The sequence below is a fragment of the Pontibacter sp. HJ8 genome, assembly GCF_054824225.1.
In genome coordinates this window covers 1-15,646 of sequence record NZ_JSYF01000289.1, presented here as the reverse complement: position 1 = coordinate 15,646, position 15,646 = coordinate 1, and the positions used below count along the sequence as shown (strand labels likewise).

The following is a 15,646-nucleotide window of genomic DNA, read 5'->3' as shown; positions in this document are numbered from 1 at the left end:
AAAGCCCGACGCAATCTGCATCGGGCTCTCTAAATTTTTATACTATATGTCAATCATCTGTACCGTCATCCCACCAGACACCATTTGTTATTGGTGTATCGGGCACGTTGGCTGCATTGGCATCCAATTCTGACTGCGGATACGGAAACCGGAGCGGGGCAGGACCGATCGGATGGGTTAACCGGGGAATATCAGTCCGCCTGTAGTCGTTGTAGGCTTCAATAGGTTGAAAGAGCCAGAAAGAGATCCACTTCTGTGTGATAATGCTCTCCAGACTCAAAGCACCCCCTGCCGCTGAGGCTACATAGACTGTGATTTCTGCTTCTGTAAGTCCGGGTGCCTGACGCCGCATGGCAGCAGCAACTGCTTCGGTAAATGCTGTCGTAGCTCCTACAGCATTGCCTAATCTGAGGTTTGCCTCTGCTTCAATAAACTTTAATTCGTCATACGTCATCAGTGGCATAGGCGAAGTAGCATTCAACACCTGTTCTGTTGGGTCTGAAAATAACTGGCTAGATTGGTCGTTCGTCTGGGTTCCATTCGGGGCTCCGGTGATCGCCGCTGGCTCTGGCGCAGGAGCTACCAACTCTTCCAGCCGTGGATCATTCAGGTTTTGCAACGTAGTCACGAAAGTCTGGCTGACAGCGTGGTGCGCACGGTCGTTTGATTCCTGGTACCAAGGATGCTCGCCTGTAGACTGTGTTGTGAAGCTTTCAAACACCATACTTTGATCCGGACTTTGAAAACCATTGGCTGCTGCTGCAAGCGCTTGTGTGGCTGAACCAGCAGGATCGATGTTGCTCAACCGGTTAAAGTAGCGTGCTTTCAACGACCAAGCAGCCCTTGTCCAGCTTTCGGCATCACCTCCATAAATAAGATCGGTTTCGCCCGGGCTATCTCCTCCTTTTGCCAGATCCGCAATGGCTTCATCCAGCAAGGTTTGTATGCTGGTGTAGATCTGCTGTTGTGGATCATAGATGGGGGTACGTAATTCGGACCCCTGCCCAATTTCTGAAAAAGGTACCCGCCCCCAGGCATCCGTTGCGATGGCTATTGTGTAAGCTTTCAGAATTTTTGCAATACCAACCTCAATGAATTTCCCTTCCTCGTCTCCCCCTTCAGATCCTTTGGTTATGATTGCGTTCAGGTCTGGCAAGGTACCCGCGTAAATGGTAGCCCAGGTATTTGCCACCAAACTCGCATTTGCGTTACCGGAACGCAGGTCTGCGGACTGTAATTGCGCGTGCACACCTGCCGTGTGCTGTACAAATACAGAAGAGTACCAGGCCAGATCTGTACCTGATACAGCAAACGCTACATCAGTGATTACCTGAGGTAACAACAGGTTGATAGGTACATCCAGCGGGTTATTCGGATTGGTATCAATCTCATCCAGTTTATCCTCGCTACAGGAACCGGCAAACAGCAGCAGAACCATGGCAGCTACCAGGCTGCTTATATATCTTTTCGTTTTCATCTTTCGCTTCATTTAAATTAAAAGGACACTCTTATACCTGCACCAAAGCTTCGTGTCTGCGGCAACGACACATACTCCAGGCCCTGGAAGTTTCCGGCACCCCCAACACTGGTTTCAGGGTCGAAGTTTGGATAGTCGGTGATCAGGAACAGGTTTCGGCCTGTCAGGAAAACAGAAGCCGACTGGAAGGGCGTCTTTTCAACCAGTGCTGTAGGGATGGTATATCCAAAAGTAACCTCTCTTAACCGCACAAATGTTGTAGAGTAGACATTTGACTCATCAATGATGTCCATGGCAGTTTGCCAGAACGTCTGACCTTGAGGTACAGCAATATCGTTGGATCCTTCCACGACCAGGTTACCCTCTTCGTCAAAGAAACCTTTCGATCCTTCGAACACTTTAGGTGTTTCGCGGTCTTCGGTTATTTCAGCCATACCGTACAGTTTGAGTAGACGGGTATTACCGGCATAGGCCTTGCCCCCTTTACGCCAGTCGAGCTGCGCCGTCAGGGTGATTCCCTTGAAATTCAAACTATTCAGGAAGTTCATCTCAAAATCCGGCTGCACGCTGCCTATGGCCTTGGCCGGGCCTTCCAGTGGCATGCCGTAGTAGGGGTTAGGATCTCCCTCAATGCTCTCGCGACTATCTACGACAATGTTGCCGGCATCATCCCTTACAAAAGAGGCACCAAAGATGACAGGATAAGGAGCGCCGGCCTCCGCTCGCACGTTTGGTATGGTGAAACCACCCAGGAAAATGTTTTCTACACCCGGAGCTAAACTTTTAACCTCGTTCTCAAAGGAGGAGAAGTTCGTGGTCAGTTCCCACTGGAAATTAGGGTTTCTTACAGGAATAATGCCTACAACCAGTTCGTGGCCCTTGGATTCCAGTTCACCGGCATTGCGAAGCTCTGAGGTGAAGCCGCTGGTTGGGGCCACCGGAACCTGGAAAATCTGATCTTCGGTGGTCTGAATATAGTAGGTATAATCAACTGTCAGCCTGTTGTCCAGGAACCGAAAATCCCCCCCAACTTCAACTGTTTTTGTGTTTTGAGGTCGAAGTTGGTCCGTACGCAGGATATCCGAAGCTGAGTAGGCGGGCAAACCGTTGAATGGGAATTGAATGTCGTCTTCCAGAAATCCGGAAGTGGAGCTTCCAACCAAATAGAAATTTCTGGTCTGGTACGGATCATCCGGTGCCTGGCCTACTTCTGCATACGAAGCCCTTATTTTACCGAAGCTCAGCCAATTGTTCTCAATTCCAAAGGCATCTGTGAATACAAATCCAAGGCCTATGGAGGGGTAGAAGAAAGAACGGTTATCACGCGGCAGGTTGGATACGTAGTCCTGCCTTGCCGTGGCGTTCAAGAAGAGGTAATCCCTAAAACCGGCTTCCAGACTGGCATAAAACCCAGCTACCCGTCTTCTGCTGATAAAGTCTGTAGAACGTTGGGATGCAGTACTTCCTATATTCCGAAAGCCGCCGATCGGGATACCTGAACCAAAATTGCTGATCAGCCTGCTTCTTATATCGTAAACTTCGTTTCCAAGAAGCAGGTTCAGGCTAAGGTCTTCGGTAACATTGCGGTTAAAATTCACAGAAATGTTGGAGTTGATCTGGTTCTGGTTGTTTGTGAAGTCATTTATCAGTCCTGCACCGCCTGTGTTTCCTGAACCTAATTCGTATACCTCCTTGCCATCGGTTGTAAAAAAGTCGACACCGAACCTATAGTTTAAGGCAACCCATTCCAAAGGCCTGTAGGTAATAGTTCCGCTGCCAATAATGCGTCGGGTCTGCTCAGTGAACTCGTTATTTTCCAGTGACCATCTTGGATTATCGATGGCACTCCGGTAGTTGTACTGGCGGTATGGCTCACCTGGAAAGTTAAATGGCGAACCCCACAAATCGAATGTGCGGGGGGCGGCGTATAGCGTAAACAAAGGGTTAGACAGGTTGCTGCCACCGGGTATTTTGTCCACATTCACATCAGAATAATTGGCAGAGATACCCAATGTTATTTTTTCGTTGAGGTTAAAATCTCCTGCCAGTTTGGCTGTATAGCGCGACATGCCCGTAGTTGGCACAATTCCTTCCTGATCGGTGTAGCCAAACCCAACAGCATAGTTGCCCAAAGGCCCGCTATTGCCAATATTGATGTTGTTGTTCCAGGTATGACCTGTCTGAAAGAATGGATCTACGTTATCAAAAATCTGGTTGCCGGAACGTGTATTACCCAGCCGGTCTGTCACATCGCCAAGTGTACTGATCTGGGGTCCCCAGGAGAGGGAGGTAAAGTTAGAATACGCTCCTGCACTACCCTGGGCGTAAGTACTCTGCAGATCGGGGAGCCTGGACACCTCATCAAAGGTATAGTCAGTATTAAAAGTAATCGTAGCGCCTTTCTTCTCAGTAAGACCTTTTCCTTTTTTGGTCGTGATGATGACCACTCCGTTTGAAGCCCGAAGACCATACAGAGCAGCTGCGGCCCCTCCCTTCAGCACGGAAATAGACTCAATGTCGTTGGGGTTGATGTCAAGCGCTCTGGAAGATGCGTCCGCGCCGCTAACGCCACCTGTACCGGGCCCCTGCCCCGTGTTTGGGTCCTGGACCAGGGAGTTGCTTTCAATGGGCATACCGTCTACCACGTAAAGCGGTTGGTTGTTTCCCAGGAAAGAGCGGTTACCCCGTATGGTAATGGTGGAAGAAGAACCTGGCAAACCACTCGACTGGCGTACGATCACACCGGCCACTTTACCTTGGATGCCATTGGTTACGTTTGGCTGACCGGCTCTGGAAACGGCTTCCCCTTCCACCTGCTGAACCGAATAACTCAACGCTTTTTCCTCCCGCTCTATACCAAAGGCTGTTACCACCACCTCGTTCAGTTGTTTGGTGTCTACACTTAGGGCTACATCGATCGTGGATGCATTGTCAATGTTGCGCGTTACAGGGGTATACCCGATAAAGCGGAATGTCAGTGTATTATTCCCTTCGGGAACAGTAAGCGTATAGGTGCCATCGGCACCAGTGGTCGTACCCACCGTGGTGCCCTGCACCAGAACAGCTACACCCGGCAAACCTTGATTGGTGGCCTCGTCCGAAACTGTACCTGTAACTGTCCTGCCTTGTGCCATTGCCTGTAGCGTAAACACCAAGAACAAGCTTAAAAGTAATAGTGCTTTCATGGTAGTAGTATTATGAATTATAAGATTTAACAAAGAGTTGATCTGCGATTATTAATATTTTTATTCTCTCTATTAAGCTTCTCCCCTTTCAGGGGTAGAGCTATAATTACTGCAGGGGCTTATGATAACAAAAAACTGAGTGGCAAAAAGAAAGAAGGCAGAAGCCAATGTAGGACTGCCCCGAAAGTGGGAGTGCCTTTGAAGTGAAATGCTGTTGAATTGCAGAAAGGTACCTCTTGTTATACGCTATCTATTTTGCTGTAAACTTTGACTATAAGCAAGACACACAAAGGGTAATAATCACATCTAAGCTGAAGCATGAAACAACATACATATATCTATACTTCAAAAAAATCTTATTATGCTTCCATTGTATACGTAGCTTTATTGGTAAAGTCGTATTTCTAATTGCATAAATAAGCGGAAGATGAAACTTTAACATTTCTGTAAAACCATAACAATCAAACAGATATGATGTTATTACTGGCAAACAGACACATACTTACATTGAACTTTGCAGGGTTTACCCTAAAAAGAGAGGCGTTGACCAGATTTCAGGAATTCGGGCTGGGTATAAACTTCTATTTGACGCTATGTGTAATAAAAAAAGGCACCATTTCCGGTGCCTTTTTTTATTACTAAGTCAGGATTAGGCCTGCATCAGGTATGCCTTGATGTATTCATCCAGGTCGCCGTCCAGCACGTTCTGTACGTCCGAACGCTCCACGCCTGTCCGGATATCCTTTACCAGCTTGTACGGGTGCAGCACGTAGTTGCGGATCTGGGAGCCAAAGTCAATACGCTTTTTGGTGCTCTCCACCCGGTCGCGCTCTTCGTTGCGCTTGTCAATCTCGATCTGGTAGAGGCGCGACTTGAGCATACGCAGCGCGTGCTCCTTGTTCATGAGCTGCGAACGCTCGATCTGGCATTCGATCACAATACCGGTTGGCCTGTGCTTGAGGCGTACGGCCGTTTCCACCTTGTTTACGTTCTGGCCACCGGCACCGCCCGAGCGGAACGTGTCCCAGTCAATGTCACTGAGGTTGATCTCAATGTTGATCGTGTCATCTACGACCGGGTAAGCAAAGATCGAAGCAAACGAGGTATGGCGGCGGCCGCCGGAGTCGAACGGGGAAATGCGCACCAGGCGATGGACCCCGATCTCGGACTTCAGGTACCCGTAGGCGAAGTCACCGGTGATCTCCAGCGTTGCGGATTTTATACCTGCCCCATCTCCCGGGTTGTAGTTGATCTGCCTCACACTAAATTTGTGCGACTCGGCCCACATGATGTACATGCGCATGAGCATTTCGGCCCAGTCCTGGCTTTCGGTGCCGCCTGCGCCCGGGTTAATTTCCAGGATGGCGCTCAGCTGGTCTTCTTCGCCGCTGAGCATACGCTTGAACTCCAGGCCTTCAATGGCGGCCTCTGTCTTTTTAGCCTCCAGCCTGATATCCTCTTCCGATACGTCGCCTTCTTTGTAGAAATCATACAACACCTCCAGGTCTGAGAGCGACTTCTCTACTTCCTCGTAGTGGTCGGTCCATACCTTCAGCGATTTCACTTCTTTGAGTACTTTCTCGGCCGCTTTGGGATCGTCCCAGAAGTCAGGTGCCAAGGTCTGTAGCTCGGTTTCTTTTATCTGTTGTATTTTGGTATCGTAGTCAAAGATACCTCCTCAAAGCCTCAACACGGGCTTTTAAATCCTTCACTTGTTCTGCGGTCATGCTTTTTGTTTAATGCTTATAAATGATAAAATGCCGGAACCTGAACAAGCCTGCCCGGGGTCCGGCATTCTGATGGTACTCTTGTCTACAAACTGATCTTATAATTCCAGTTGTGCCGGTCGGGTATCTGCCCTGTTTTGATCTGATCCAGCTCGGCTGCTATGCCGTTGGAAACCGTGCGGCCTTCGAGAGCGGGCAGCTCCAGGTCCTCCCCTTTGTAATGAATCGTGGCAATCTGCGCAATGGTAGCGGCTGTACCCGTACCGAATGCCTCCTGCAGCTTACCGGCTTTGTGAGCGGCGACAATCTCGTCTACAGCTACTTTTCGTTCCTCTACCGGTATACCTTTGTCGCGGGCCAGTTGCAGCACGCTTTTGCGCGTGATACCCGACAGGATGGTGGTACTTACGGCTGGCGTCACCAACACGCCATCAATCACAAACATGACGTTCATGGTGCCGGATTCCTCAATATATTTGTGCTCCCGGGCATCGGTCCAGATCAGCTGGTGATAGCCTTTCTCCTGCATCTGACGGGCAGGGTATAGCGCTGCCCCGTAGTTGCCCGCGGCCTTGGCATAACCGGCTCCGCCTTCGGCAGAACGCACGTAGTTTGGCTCAATGGCTACCCGCAGCGGCTGCCCGTAATAAGCACCTACCGGGCAGGTAAACACGACAAACCGGTAGTTAGAAGAAGGGCGAACGCCTATAAATTCATCCGTAGCAAAGATAAAAGGCCGCAGGTACAACGCACAACCGGCTGTAGGCGGCACCCAGGCCGCATCGAGTCGCAGCAACTGCTCCAGCCCCTGCATAAACAATTCTTCCGGAAGCTCAGGTATGCACATGCGCTCAGCGGAAATGTTCAGGCGCTTGAAGTTGTCCAGCGGCCTGAACAACAGGATATCGCTTTCGGCATTCCGGTAGGCTTTCATGCCTTCAAAAACGGATTGCCCGTAATGCAGGGCCGAATTAGCCGGGCTGAGGGACATGTTGCCGTACGGCAGAATCTGCGGAGTTTGCCAGGCGCCCTCCCTGTAGTCGGCTACCAGCATGTGGTCAGAAAAAATCTTACCAAACTCTATATTATGGAAGTCCAGCTCAGCGATACGGCTCTGGGCCACGGTCTGAGTAGGTATGGTTAGGGTCTCAACTGACATACTGGTTTGTTTTTGGTGGACATAGATTAGACGCGTGGCTTCCAGGCGATTTCCTCAGCCTGTAACTCATACGTCATTTTGCGGCAAAGAGCGAACAGATAATCTGACAAACGGTTCAGGTATTTTATCACCAGGTCGTCTACCGGCGACTCTTCCTGGAGCCGGATGGCCAGGCGCTCCGCCCGGCGGCACACACAGCGGGCCAGGTGGCAGAAGGAAACGGACTGATGCCCGCCCGGCAGCACAAAAGCGCGAAGCGGCGGCACCCCGGCCGTCATCGCATCGATCTCCTGCTCCAGCAAGGTGACATCTTCCTCCCGCAGGTCAGGCGTTTTCATTTTGGTGTCCTTGTCTGGATCGGTAGCAAGGGTAGAGCCGATGGTGAAGAGCCTGTCCTGAATTTCTTTCAGAATATCGCCCCTGCCCTTGTTGACGTCCTGGTCACGTACCAGTCCGATGTAGGAGTTGAGCTCGTCTATCGTACCATAAGATTCAATGCGCAGGTGCGATTTGGCCACCCGGGTGCCACCTATCAGGGAAGTGGTGCCTTTGTCGCCTGTTTTGGTGTATATCTTCATCGGCTATCGTTCTGCCTGTAGATCGGCGTGTGAGGTGATGTCTTGGTTTACCTCGTCAGATTCTATCAGCCCGTCGCGGAGGCGCACAATGCGGTGGGCGTACTTGGCAATGTCCTCTTCGTGCGTCACCATGATGATGGTGTTGCCTTTGGCGTGCAGGTTCTCGAAAAGCTCCATGATCTCATAAGAGGTCTTGGTATCGAGGTTACCGGTCGGCTCATCGGCCAGTATGATGCTGGGGTTGTTGATCAGGGCACGGGCAATGGCGACACGCTGACGCTGGCCGCCGGACAGTTCGTTGGGTTTGTGTTTGCCCCGGTTGCCCAGGCCCACACTTTCCAGTACCTGCTGAGCGCGCTCTTCGCGGGCAGCTTTGTTGTAGCCGGCGTAGATCAGCGGCAGGGCTACATTCTCGAGCGAGGTCTGACGCGGCAGCAGATTGAAGGTCTGGAACACGAAGCCGATCTCCTTGTTACGCACTTCTGCCAGCGCATTGTCAGTCATATTGCTCACGTCGCTGCCGTTCAGGATGTACTGCCCTCCCGTAGGCGTATCGAGACAGCCGATGATGTTCATCAGCGTAGACTTACCGGAACCGGAAGGTCCCATGAACGCGACATACTCGCCTTTCTCAATCCGGATCGATACCGACTTGAGCGCGTGGATCGTTTCACTACCCATCCGGTAGATCTTGGAAATATCGTGTGTCTCGATGATGGTGCTCATACAGCCTGTTTTTATAGTTGCCAATTATCGGCTTCAGCCTCTTTAGCCCGGCGCTGCCGTTCAAATTTCTCTTTAAATGTACTGTATTCCGAGGGAGGAAGCAAGCTGCTGAGCGAAACAAGTGCCTGATCTGCATAGCTTACCAAACCCTGGTTTATACTTTCCAGGGCGTACGCTTTGTACAGGCTGGAGGAGTAGGGATTGTAGGTGATGCCATCGAGCAGGATGTTGTAGGCCTTCATCTCGTTCGGGCTATACCTGGCGAAAAAGGCAGCAGCGTCCTCCACCACCTGCTCGTCGTAGAGCAGCATTTTCAGGGCATGGTCATAGCGTTCGGCTGCTTCCCGGTCCCTGTTCTTTATTTCTGCAATTTTGGCCCGCAGGTATAGCTTCTGGCGTTTATCCTTCGGTGTCAGGTATAGGTTATCCATGCGCTTGACCAGCACATCGTGGTTCTTGGTATACAGCCACAGCCGCATCTGCTGCAGGTTCAGTTTCGAACGGAGCTCGCCTTCGGGCAGCAGGGTAGCAGCAGCTTCTTTGATGGCTTCGTTTGCCAGTTTCCAGCGCTTTTTGCCCATAAAATAATCTACCCGGGCCACCAGTGCTTCCCGCTGCAATTCCTTGTCCTTCACGCTGCTGACGATGCCGTCCACGTCGCGGGGCAGCAGGTCTGGCAGGTAGGCGATCAGGTATTGCACCTTGTCTTTGTCAGGCGCTTCCCGTATGATGGTGCCGGGTGCCTGGTCCAGCACCGTGAGCAGCGACTGAGCCACTTCGATGGCAGACTCAATTTCGGTAAACCCAACTTCCTTCAGTGCCTCCATCGCATCTTCTGTCTGATGGTTCAGGGCCAGGGCGTAGGCATGCGAAATAAAGGCCTGGTTGAAGCCGCGGTTCTTGGCTTCCTTGAAGTAAGAGGCCGCCGCGCCGTAATTCTCCTCTTCCATCATCCAGTGACCCAGCGCATTGTAGTAATAGGCACTGCGCTCAGAAGCCGCCAGGGCCAGCGTCTCGACCACATTGCGCGCTTCCTTGGGCCGTCCGTCGTAGTGGTGCACCAGTCCTTTCAGGTAGAGCAGGTCCTCCATGAACAACTGGTTCCCGCGCGATGCGAGGTAGCGGTTGATGGGCTTCAGCAGCGAAGTATCGCCGTTGTTGATGCTCCCGATGGTATTGTTGTAGAACAGGGTCATGTCGGCCACCTCTTCCAGTGAATCGGGCGCAAAGGGCTCGTCCTGCGCTTCGGATGCGCGGCCCAGCAACTGGCCCAGGGCCGACATGTTGCTACGTAGGGGCTTGTAATTGCTGGAGCGTATTTCAGCCACCAGTTCCTTTGCCTCTTCCGGCATGGCTTGCCGGGTATAGTAAGCGAGGCGGTTGCTTCGCACCAGATCCGGGTTGGAAGCATGCTCCTGGGCCAGATCAAAGTAATATTTCACGCTGTCGGTGACGCTGGTCTGGGCGTAAAGCAGGGCAAGGTTGTTATAAATTTCGGGGCTCTCCGGAAAGGCAATGGCGCCCTGTTGCAGCACATAGAGCTTTTCGAAAAAGAATTGCTTCAGGTCGTAGAGGTTGGCCAGGCGTACGTACAGTTTCGGGTTTGGCCGCTTCTGCAGCGACTCCTGCAGGCTCAGGATCTCGTTGTTGCGCTGCTGCTTCTCGCGGTACATGCCGGCCAGACTCAAGTTGGCCTTCACGTTGTTGATGTCATAGAGATCACTCTCCCGGTAAAAGCGCTCGGCCAGTATCGTATTGTCAGACGCCTTGTAGAGGTCGCCCAGGTAGCTGTAGTAGCCTGCGTAGGAGTAAAAGTATACCCTGTATTGCGTCCGCATGACCAGGATGCCCAGCAAAATGGCGCCCATGGTATAGATCGTGTAGATAGGCAGCAGTCTGGGCTGGTAGACGACCTTGTAGACCTGCAGGCGCTGCTCGATCAGGCGGCCGAAATTGGCCATCACATAAATGAAAAAGAACACGCCAAAAGCCAGGTGCGTGTACACGATCAGGTCGTGGTGCAACACAATGAGGGAGTCGTTGGCGGTAGCATACGCATAGCCAATGCTCAGGAAAGTCAGGATGGCGAAAACCAGGTATAGCACCGCTCCGGTCGGCTTGAACGGAAACAGGCGTCCATAATACGCTTCCCGCTGCTGCATGCCCCAAAACCCGGAGACCACTGACAGCATGAGGATGAAGTAGGCGTTGATAAAGAACAGATCGGCCTTGACATAGCCTACGTGCCGCAGATATAGCAACAGCAGGTTGAGCAGGTATAGCACACTGACCAGCACGAACTGCCATACGCTGAACCTGCGTTCAGGCGCTTTTGCCTGGGTGTTGATCCAAAGCAAGGCGTTGATGTTGGCATACCCCACCCAGATCATGAAAAGGAAGGAAGCCACGATCAGGCTCAGCGAACTGTAGTTGACCAGGTGCAGGGCCGTGAGCAAGGGCGGGAAATCGGAATCCATGAAAACCAGGGCACCCAGCAGCCCGATGACGCCTGCCATGGCCAGCACCCGCATGGAAAAACGTACCTGCTGGTAGAAAGCCTGGAAAGCATAGCTTACGATTGCCAGCGAGATGATAAAGACCAGCAGCATGGTTTGACCGGTGCTGCTGCCCATCACCCCGAGCAGGTCCAGGTTGAAGGAAGCCAGCAGGAGCATCAGCAGCAGCATACCTCCGAAGTACGGAATACGCTTCATGGTACTGATGGCGGCGGTATAGAAGGCCAGGCAGATGGCCAGTATGAGCAGCACGGCCATGGCGGCGGCCGTATTCACAGTTGGAGCGGCTACATCATACTGCTCCGTGATCAGGTAGCCGTCTACGTAGAGCGTGAAGGGCTCCAACAGGCGGTTGATCTCGTTCACAGGCACCTGCACCACTTCCAGTTCCGTGAGCTTGTCCCAGGCGTAAGAGGCGTCCTCCCCTGTGAAGTAATGGTATACCCCCAGCATGAGCGCCACCACGGCCAGTAGCAGCAAAAAAAGATAGGGATACCTGGTGTCCGTATCCCATTTATTCCAAAACTTGATTTTGTTCATAGACAAGGCTGCTGATTATTCCAGTACTTTCGGTACTCTGAAATAATCGGAGTCTTTTTTAGGAGCGTTCTTCAGGGCCGCCTCATGCGACACATCGTTACGGGCAATGTCTTCGCGCACCACGTTCACCTCTTCCGACATGTGGATGAGGGGCTCGACGTCGGCAGTATCCAGCTCACGCAACTGGTCTACCCAGTTCAAGATCTTGTTCAGATCCTGCAGCATTTCCTGCTCTTTCTCCTCGTTGAACTCCAGCCTCGCCAGGTGTGCGATCTTTCTGATAGTTTGAATATCCGTTGACATATGTCTGATTGTGTTTCGTAATTTCTGTTTGAATAATGTGGTGCACTTTCGCTTTCAGCGCCGGCAGGTCCTGCAGCGTCATCCCCTTCGTATCGATCGGCTCATGGATCACGATCTTGAGCGGATGCCACCTTACCTTCAGCTTGCCATGCAGGTCAGGCAAAAACTTATGGTTGTAGGGCATGGTCACCGGCACGACCGGCAGCTGCTTCTCGATGGCCAGTTTGAAGGGGCCGTCCTTGAAGGGCAACAACTCCACGCCTGCCGTAGGCGGTATGGTTCCCTCCGGGAATATGATCAGGTTGCGTCCCTGATCCAGCGACCGCACCGATTGAATATAGCTTTTGGCACTGCTGATGGCGCTTTTCCGGTCTACCGAGATGTAGAGCTTTTCATACATCTTGCCCCAAAGCGGTATCTTCGTCAGCGAGCTCTTGCCTACAAAGTTAATAAAACCCGGTATGGCATGCAGCAAAAGTGGAATATCGAGGTAAGAACTGTGGTTCGGGGTGAAAATGTACTGCTCTTTGGGACTAAAGCGCATGTGCCACTCCACCTTGATAGGCGTCAGGAACATCCGCAGGGCGGAGGAAGACCAGAACCGGTTGATGCCGTGGGCATGTGGGTGCCAGCGCGGTTTCCGGATCAGCACCGCCTGGAACGGGTAGGTAAGCACAAAAGGCATCATGAACCAGGTGACGCACCAGGTGGTATAGAGTCGATGAGATAGGTATTTGAGCGCTTTCATGCCTTCAAATGTAAGAATAATCCACCAGTTAACAATCGAGGTATGCCGGCACTGAATTTCAGATTCATTTTGCCTTCCGCCTCCTCCCCTCGTCCCGCTTCCCCGTGTCTAGCTGCTCTGCTGCAAGAGCAAAGCCGCCTTCAGGATTCCGGCCACGCTGATGGCGTCTGTGATCTCATTGTTCAGGGCCATGCGCACGGCTTCCTGAAACGGCACCCGCCTGATGTGAAGCTCCTCTGTCTCTTCAAAAGCGGTTTCGCCGGCCTTTAGTTCCTGCGCCAGGAAAACAAAACCTTCCTCATCGGTCACCGAGTTGGAGGTATGCAGGCGGCAGATGTTGGTCCATTTGGCTGCCGTAAAACCGGTCTCTTCCTGCAGCTCCCGCTTCGCCGACTCCAGTATATCGTTTTCGATCAGGCCGCCGCCCATCGGTATCTCCCAGCTGTACTCTTTGAGCGGGTAACGGTACTGGCCCACCAGGTAGGTATAGCCTTCGTCGTCGATGGGGATGATGCCGATGGCCTTGTTCTTCATGCTCACTACCCCGTAGATTCCTTTGCCTCCGCGGGGGTTCAGCACCTGGTCTTCGCGCACTTTTATCCAGGGGTTCTGGTATACTTCTTCCGACGAAAGGGTCGTCCAGGGGTTGTGTTGTTCGTCTATCATAGCTCTGCTTGTATTCGCTGCAAAGATACGGTATACGGGATTGAGGGTAAGTATAATTTGTCCTGATTTCTGAGAACGGCGGGGCCTGGGCTGTGGTAGCTTCTTCCGGCCTGCACCATCCCTGGTAGAAGCGGAGAGAAAGAAAGCAGATATTCCCGTTTCAAATGCTCAGCGCAGCTTCTGCTGCCCTGTTTTTCTTTGCTGAACCAGCAGTATCAGATCCGTCAGATGGGTATAGATGACGATGGGTACGATCACCGCCGGAAGGAGAATAAACGGGAAATAGAGAATAGCCCGGTTGGGTTGCTCAAATCCGAACTGCTGGAAAGGAAGTTCAGCGGACAGGATCCCGTTCAGCATGATAAAGCTCACCAGGCACAGGGCGATGCCATTCCATGCAATCAGTAACGTGTTGTTTGCTTTCTTTGTAAGGATCAATAGCCCGATAACCGGCGCCGTCAGGCCCGCTGCGATATCAAAGTTCCTTCCTTCAAACGTCATCAGCTCCGGGATCATTTTATAGGTAAAAAGGAGGTATAGCACAATTTCTACCGGTACTCTGACCGTATGCAGGAAAGTGCTCGCTGCCAGATGCCGGTGTTTTAATACTTCATTTCGATACCTGGGCAACAGGCCCAAGACGATGAAAATTGCGATGGGTACTAACACGAAGGCAAATCTCGGAGGAAATGTATTTGTGTTCTGATAAAATCCCTGCAGGGCTAAAATGGATTGGAGGACACTCCAGGCAATGATCCCGAGGAGCAGGCTGCGTTTTCTGCCATTTGCAAAATAGAACATCACAATGGTGATGCCCACTGTGAGCAGGAATACCAAATTTATCCAATTAGGCAGGTTTTCTATCATAACAGGATGTTGCTAACTGCCCATGCTTCCGGACTCAGTCTTGAACTCCTTCTACGTGCAAACTGCTTCCTTATAAGACCAGACACGGCCTGCGCGGCCTGATCTTTCAAGAAAGACTACTTGGCTTCACATTCCAAAGTCACTACGGGCAGTCGTTTTAGTTAATTCCAGTTTCATTTGATACAGATCAAAGCCCTTTGCCCAGAAATCCTTTTCGGTACGTTCCAGCACAAAGCCCATCTTTTGGTAAAACCTGTAGACCAGTTGGGTCGTTCTCACCACGACGACGCGCACCGTATTTTTTTTCCTGATCTCATCCATCCGGTAGCGCATCAGTTCTTTTCCGATGCCTTTTCCCTGGAAATCGGGGTGAATAAGATCCCAGGAGATGCGGGCCAGGGTATAGTCATCGAAGTAGTTGATGCCGCCTGCCCCGATGATCCGCTCACCTTCTTCCACGACAAAGTATTGCTCCACATGCTGCTCCAGGTAGGCGTTAAAGTCCTCCTCTTCTGATACCGCAAAATACTCGGGCGTGTTGCGTCTGAGTATCTCGATCAGTTGTTCTTGGTCGTCTGGGGAGTAGGGTCGGATCATTTTTCTTTTAATTCTGACTTAGGGAGGAGATTTGCCGGCATTGATTTCTAATGACAACCGCACAGTAAAAGTGCCGACCTGCAGGCGTATAAAAAATTATACCCGGAGGCGTACCTGCTATACCTGTTGCCGGACCGTCACGGCGCCCGGTTCTTTGATGGCTAAGGTCTGCTGTTTTGTGGTTGTTTAATTGCTGTACAAGAGTAATTCTTCGTCTCGGTCTGGGAAGCAAAATGTCCTGGTAAACCGGAGCCCGATTTTTTCTAAAAGCCGGATGGACCTTACATTAGCAGGTATAGTTATGGCCGCAATCTTTGAAAGTTTTAACCGGTCTTTGGCATAGTTCATCGTCGCACTGGCTATTTCAAAAGCGTAGCCATTTCCGTTAAATTCAGGTAAAAAAGCAAACCCTATATCCGGATGGTCTAAAGTATCCCGGTTAAGAATTCCGCACATCCCGATCGCTTTCTGGTCCTCTTTCCGTTCTACCAGCGATAAGCCATAGCCATATTCCGCATAACTTTTTAGAGGTCCGTTTTCAAGATAGTGCCTGGCCT

13 protein-coding genes are annotated in these 15,646 nt (G+C 51.5%); all 13 read right to left on the bottom strand.

Translation table 11 applies throughout. The features are described 5' to 3' along the window. Positions 1-49: 49 nt before the first annotated feature. A complete protein-coding gene (locus OB13_RS13280; protein ID WP_461490651.1) occupies positions 50-1,477 on the bottom strand; it encodes a SusD/RagB family nutrient-binding outer membrane lipoprotein in 1,428 nt (475 codons plus the stop codon). 17 nt (positions 1,478-1,494) lie between these two features. After that, the gene (locus OB13_RS13275; RefSeq protein ID WP_461490650.1) at positions 1,495-4,662 is read right to left on the bottom strand and encodes a SusC/RagA family TonB-linked outer membrane protein; all 3,168 of its coding nucleotides are present in this window, start codon (positions 4,660-4,662) and stop codon (positions 1,495-1,497) included. 649 nt (positions 4,663-5,311) lie between these two features. Beyond that, positions 5,312-6,389 (bottom strand): peptide chain release factor 2 gene (gene prfB, locus OB13_RS13270; RefSeq protein WP_461490649.1). Its coding sequence is split into 2 segments (ribosomal slippage): positions 5,312-6,328 and positions 6,330-6,389, totalling 1,077 coding nucleotides; the frame shifts between segments, so codons are not numbered across the junction. 85 nt (positions 6,390-6,474) lie between these two features. Continuing rightward, entirely contained in the window at positions 6,475-7,548 is a 1,074-nt protein-coding gene (locus tag OB13_RS13265) for a branched-chain amino acid aminotransferase (protein ID WP_461490648.1), read from the bottom strand. Between the two features lie 26 nt (positions 7,549-7,574). Then, positions 7,575-8,126: a cob(I)yrinic acid a,c-diamide adenosyltransferase gene (locus OB13_RS13260; RefSeq protein ID WP_461490647.1), complete on the bottom strand. Its 552-nt coding sequence runs from the start codon at positions 8,124-8,126 to the stop codon at positions 7,575-7,577. 3 nt (positions 8,127-8,129) lie between these two features. Then, on the bottom strand, positions 8,130-8,852 hold the full coding sequence (locus OB13_RS13255) for an ABC transporter ATP-binding protein (protein WP_461490646.1): 723 nt from the start codon (positions 8,850-8,852) through the stop codon (positions 8,130-8,132). Between the two features lie 11 nt (positions 8,853-8,863). Further along, entirely contained in the window at positions 8,864-11,908 is a 3,045-nt protein-coding gene (locus tag OB13_RS13250) for a tetratricopeptide repeat protein (protein WP_461490645.1), read from the bottom strand. Positions 11,909-11,923: 15 nt separating this feature from the next. Beyond that, the gene (gene gatC, locus OB13_RS13245; protein ID WP_461490652.1) at positions 11,924-12,163 is read right to left on the bottom strand and encodes an Asp-tRNA(Asn)/Glu-tRNA(Gln) amidotransferase subunit GatC; all 240 of its coding nucleotides are present in this window, start codon (positions 12,161-12,163) and stop codon (positions 11,924-11,926) included. After that, the gene (locus OB13_RS13240; protein WP_461490644.1) at positions 12,084-12,959 is read right to left on the bottom strand and encodes a lysophospholipid acyltransferase family protein; all 876 of its coding nucleotides are present in this window, start codon (positions 12,957-12,959) and stop codon (positions 12,084-12,086) included. The genes gatC and OB13_RS13240 overlap by 80 nt, the downstream gene beginning before the upstream one ends. 108 nt (positions 12,960-13,067) lie before the next feature. Beyond that, positions 13,068-13,625, bottom strand: coding sequence for an NUDIX domain-containing protein (locus OB13_RS13235; protein ID WP_461490643.1), 558 nt, complete (start codon positions 13,623-13,625; stop codon positions 13,068-13,070). 168 nt (positions 13,626-13,793) lie between these two features. Then, positions 13,794-14,492 carry a hypothetical protein gene (locus OB13_RS13230; RefSeq protein ID WP_461490642.1) on the bottom strand — a complete coding sequence of 233 codons (699 nt, stop codon included), beginning with the start codon at positions 14,490-14,492 and terminating at the stop codon, positions 13,794-13,796. A 126-nt stretch (positions 14,493-14,618) separates the two neighbouring features. Next, entirely contained in the window at positions 14,619-15,089 is a 471-nt protein-coding gene (locus OB13_RS13225; protein WP_461490641.1) for a GNAT family N-acetyltransferase, read from the bottom strand. A gap of 186 nt (positions 15,090-15,275) precedes the next feature. Continuing rightward, positions 15,276-15,646 (bottom strand): GNAT family N-acetyltransferase (locus OB13_RS13220; RefSeq protein WP_461490640.1); only part of this gene is annotated, 371 nt, incomplete at its 5' end.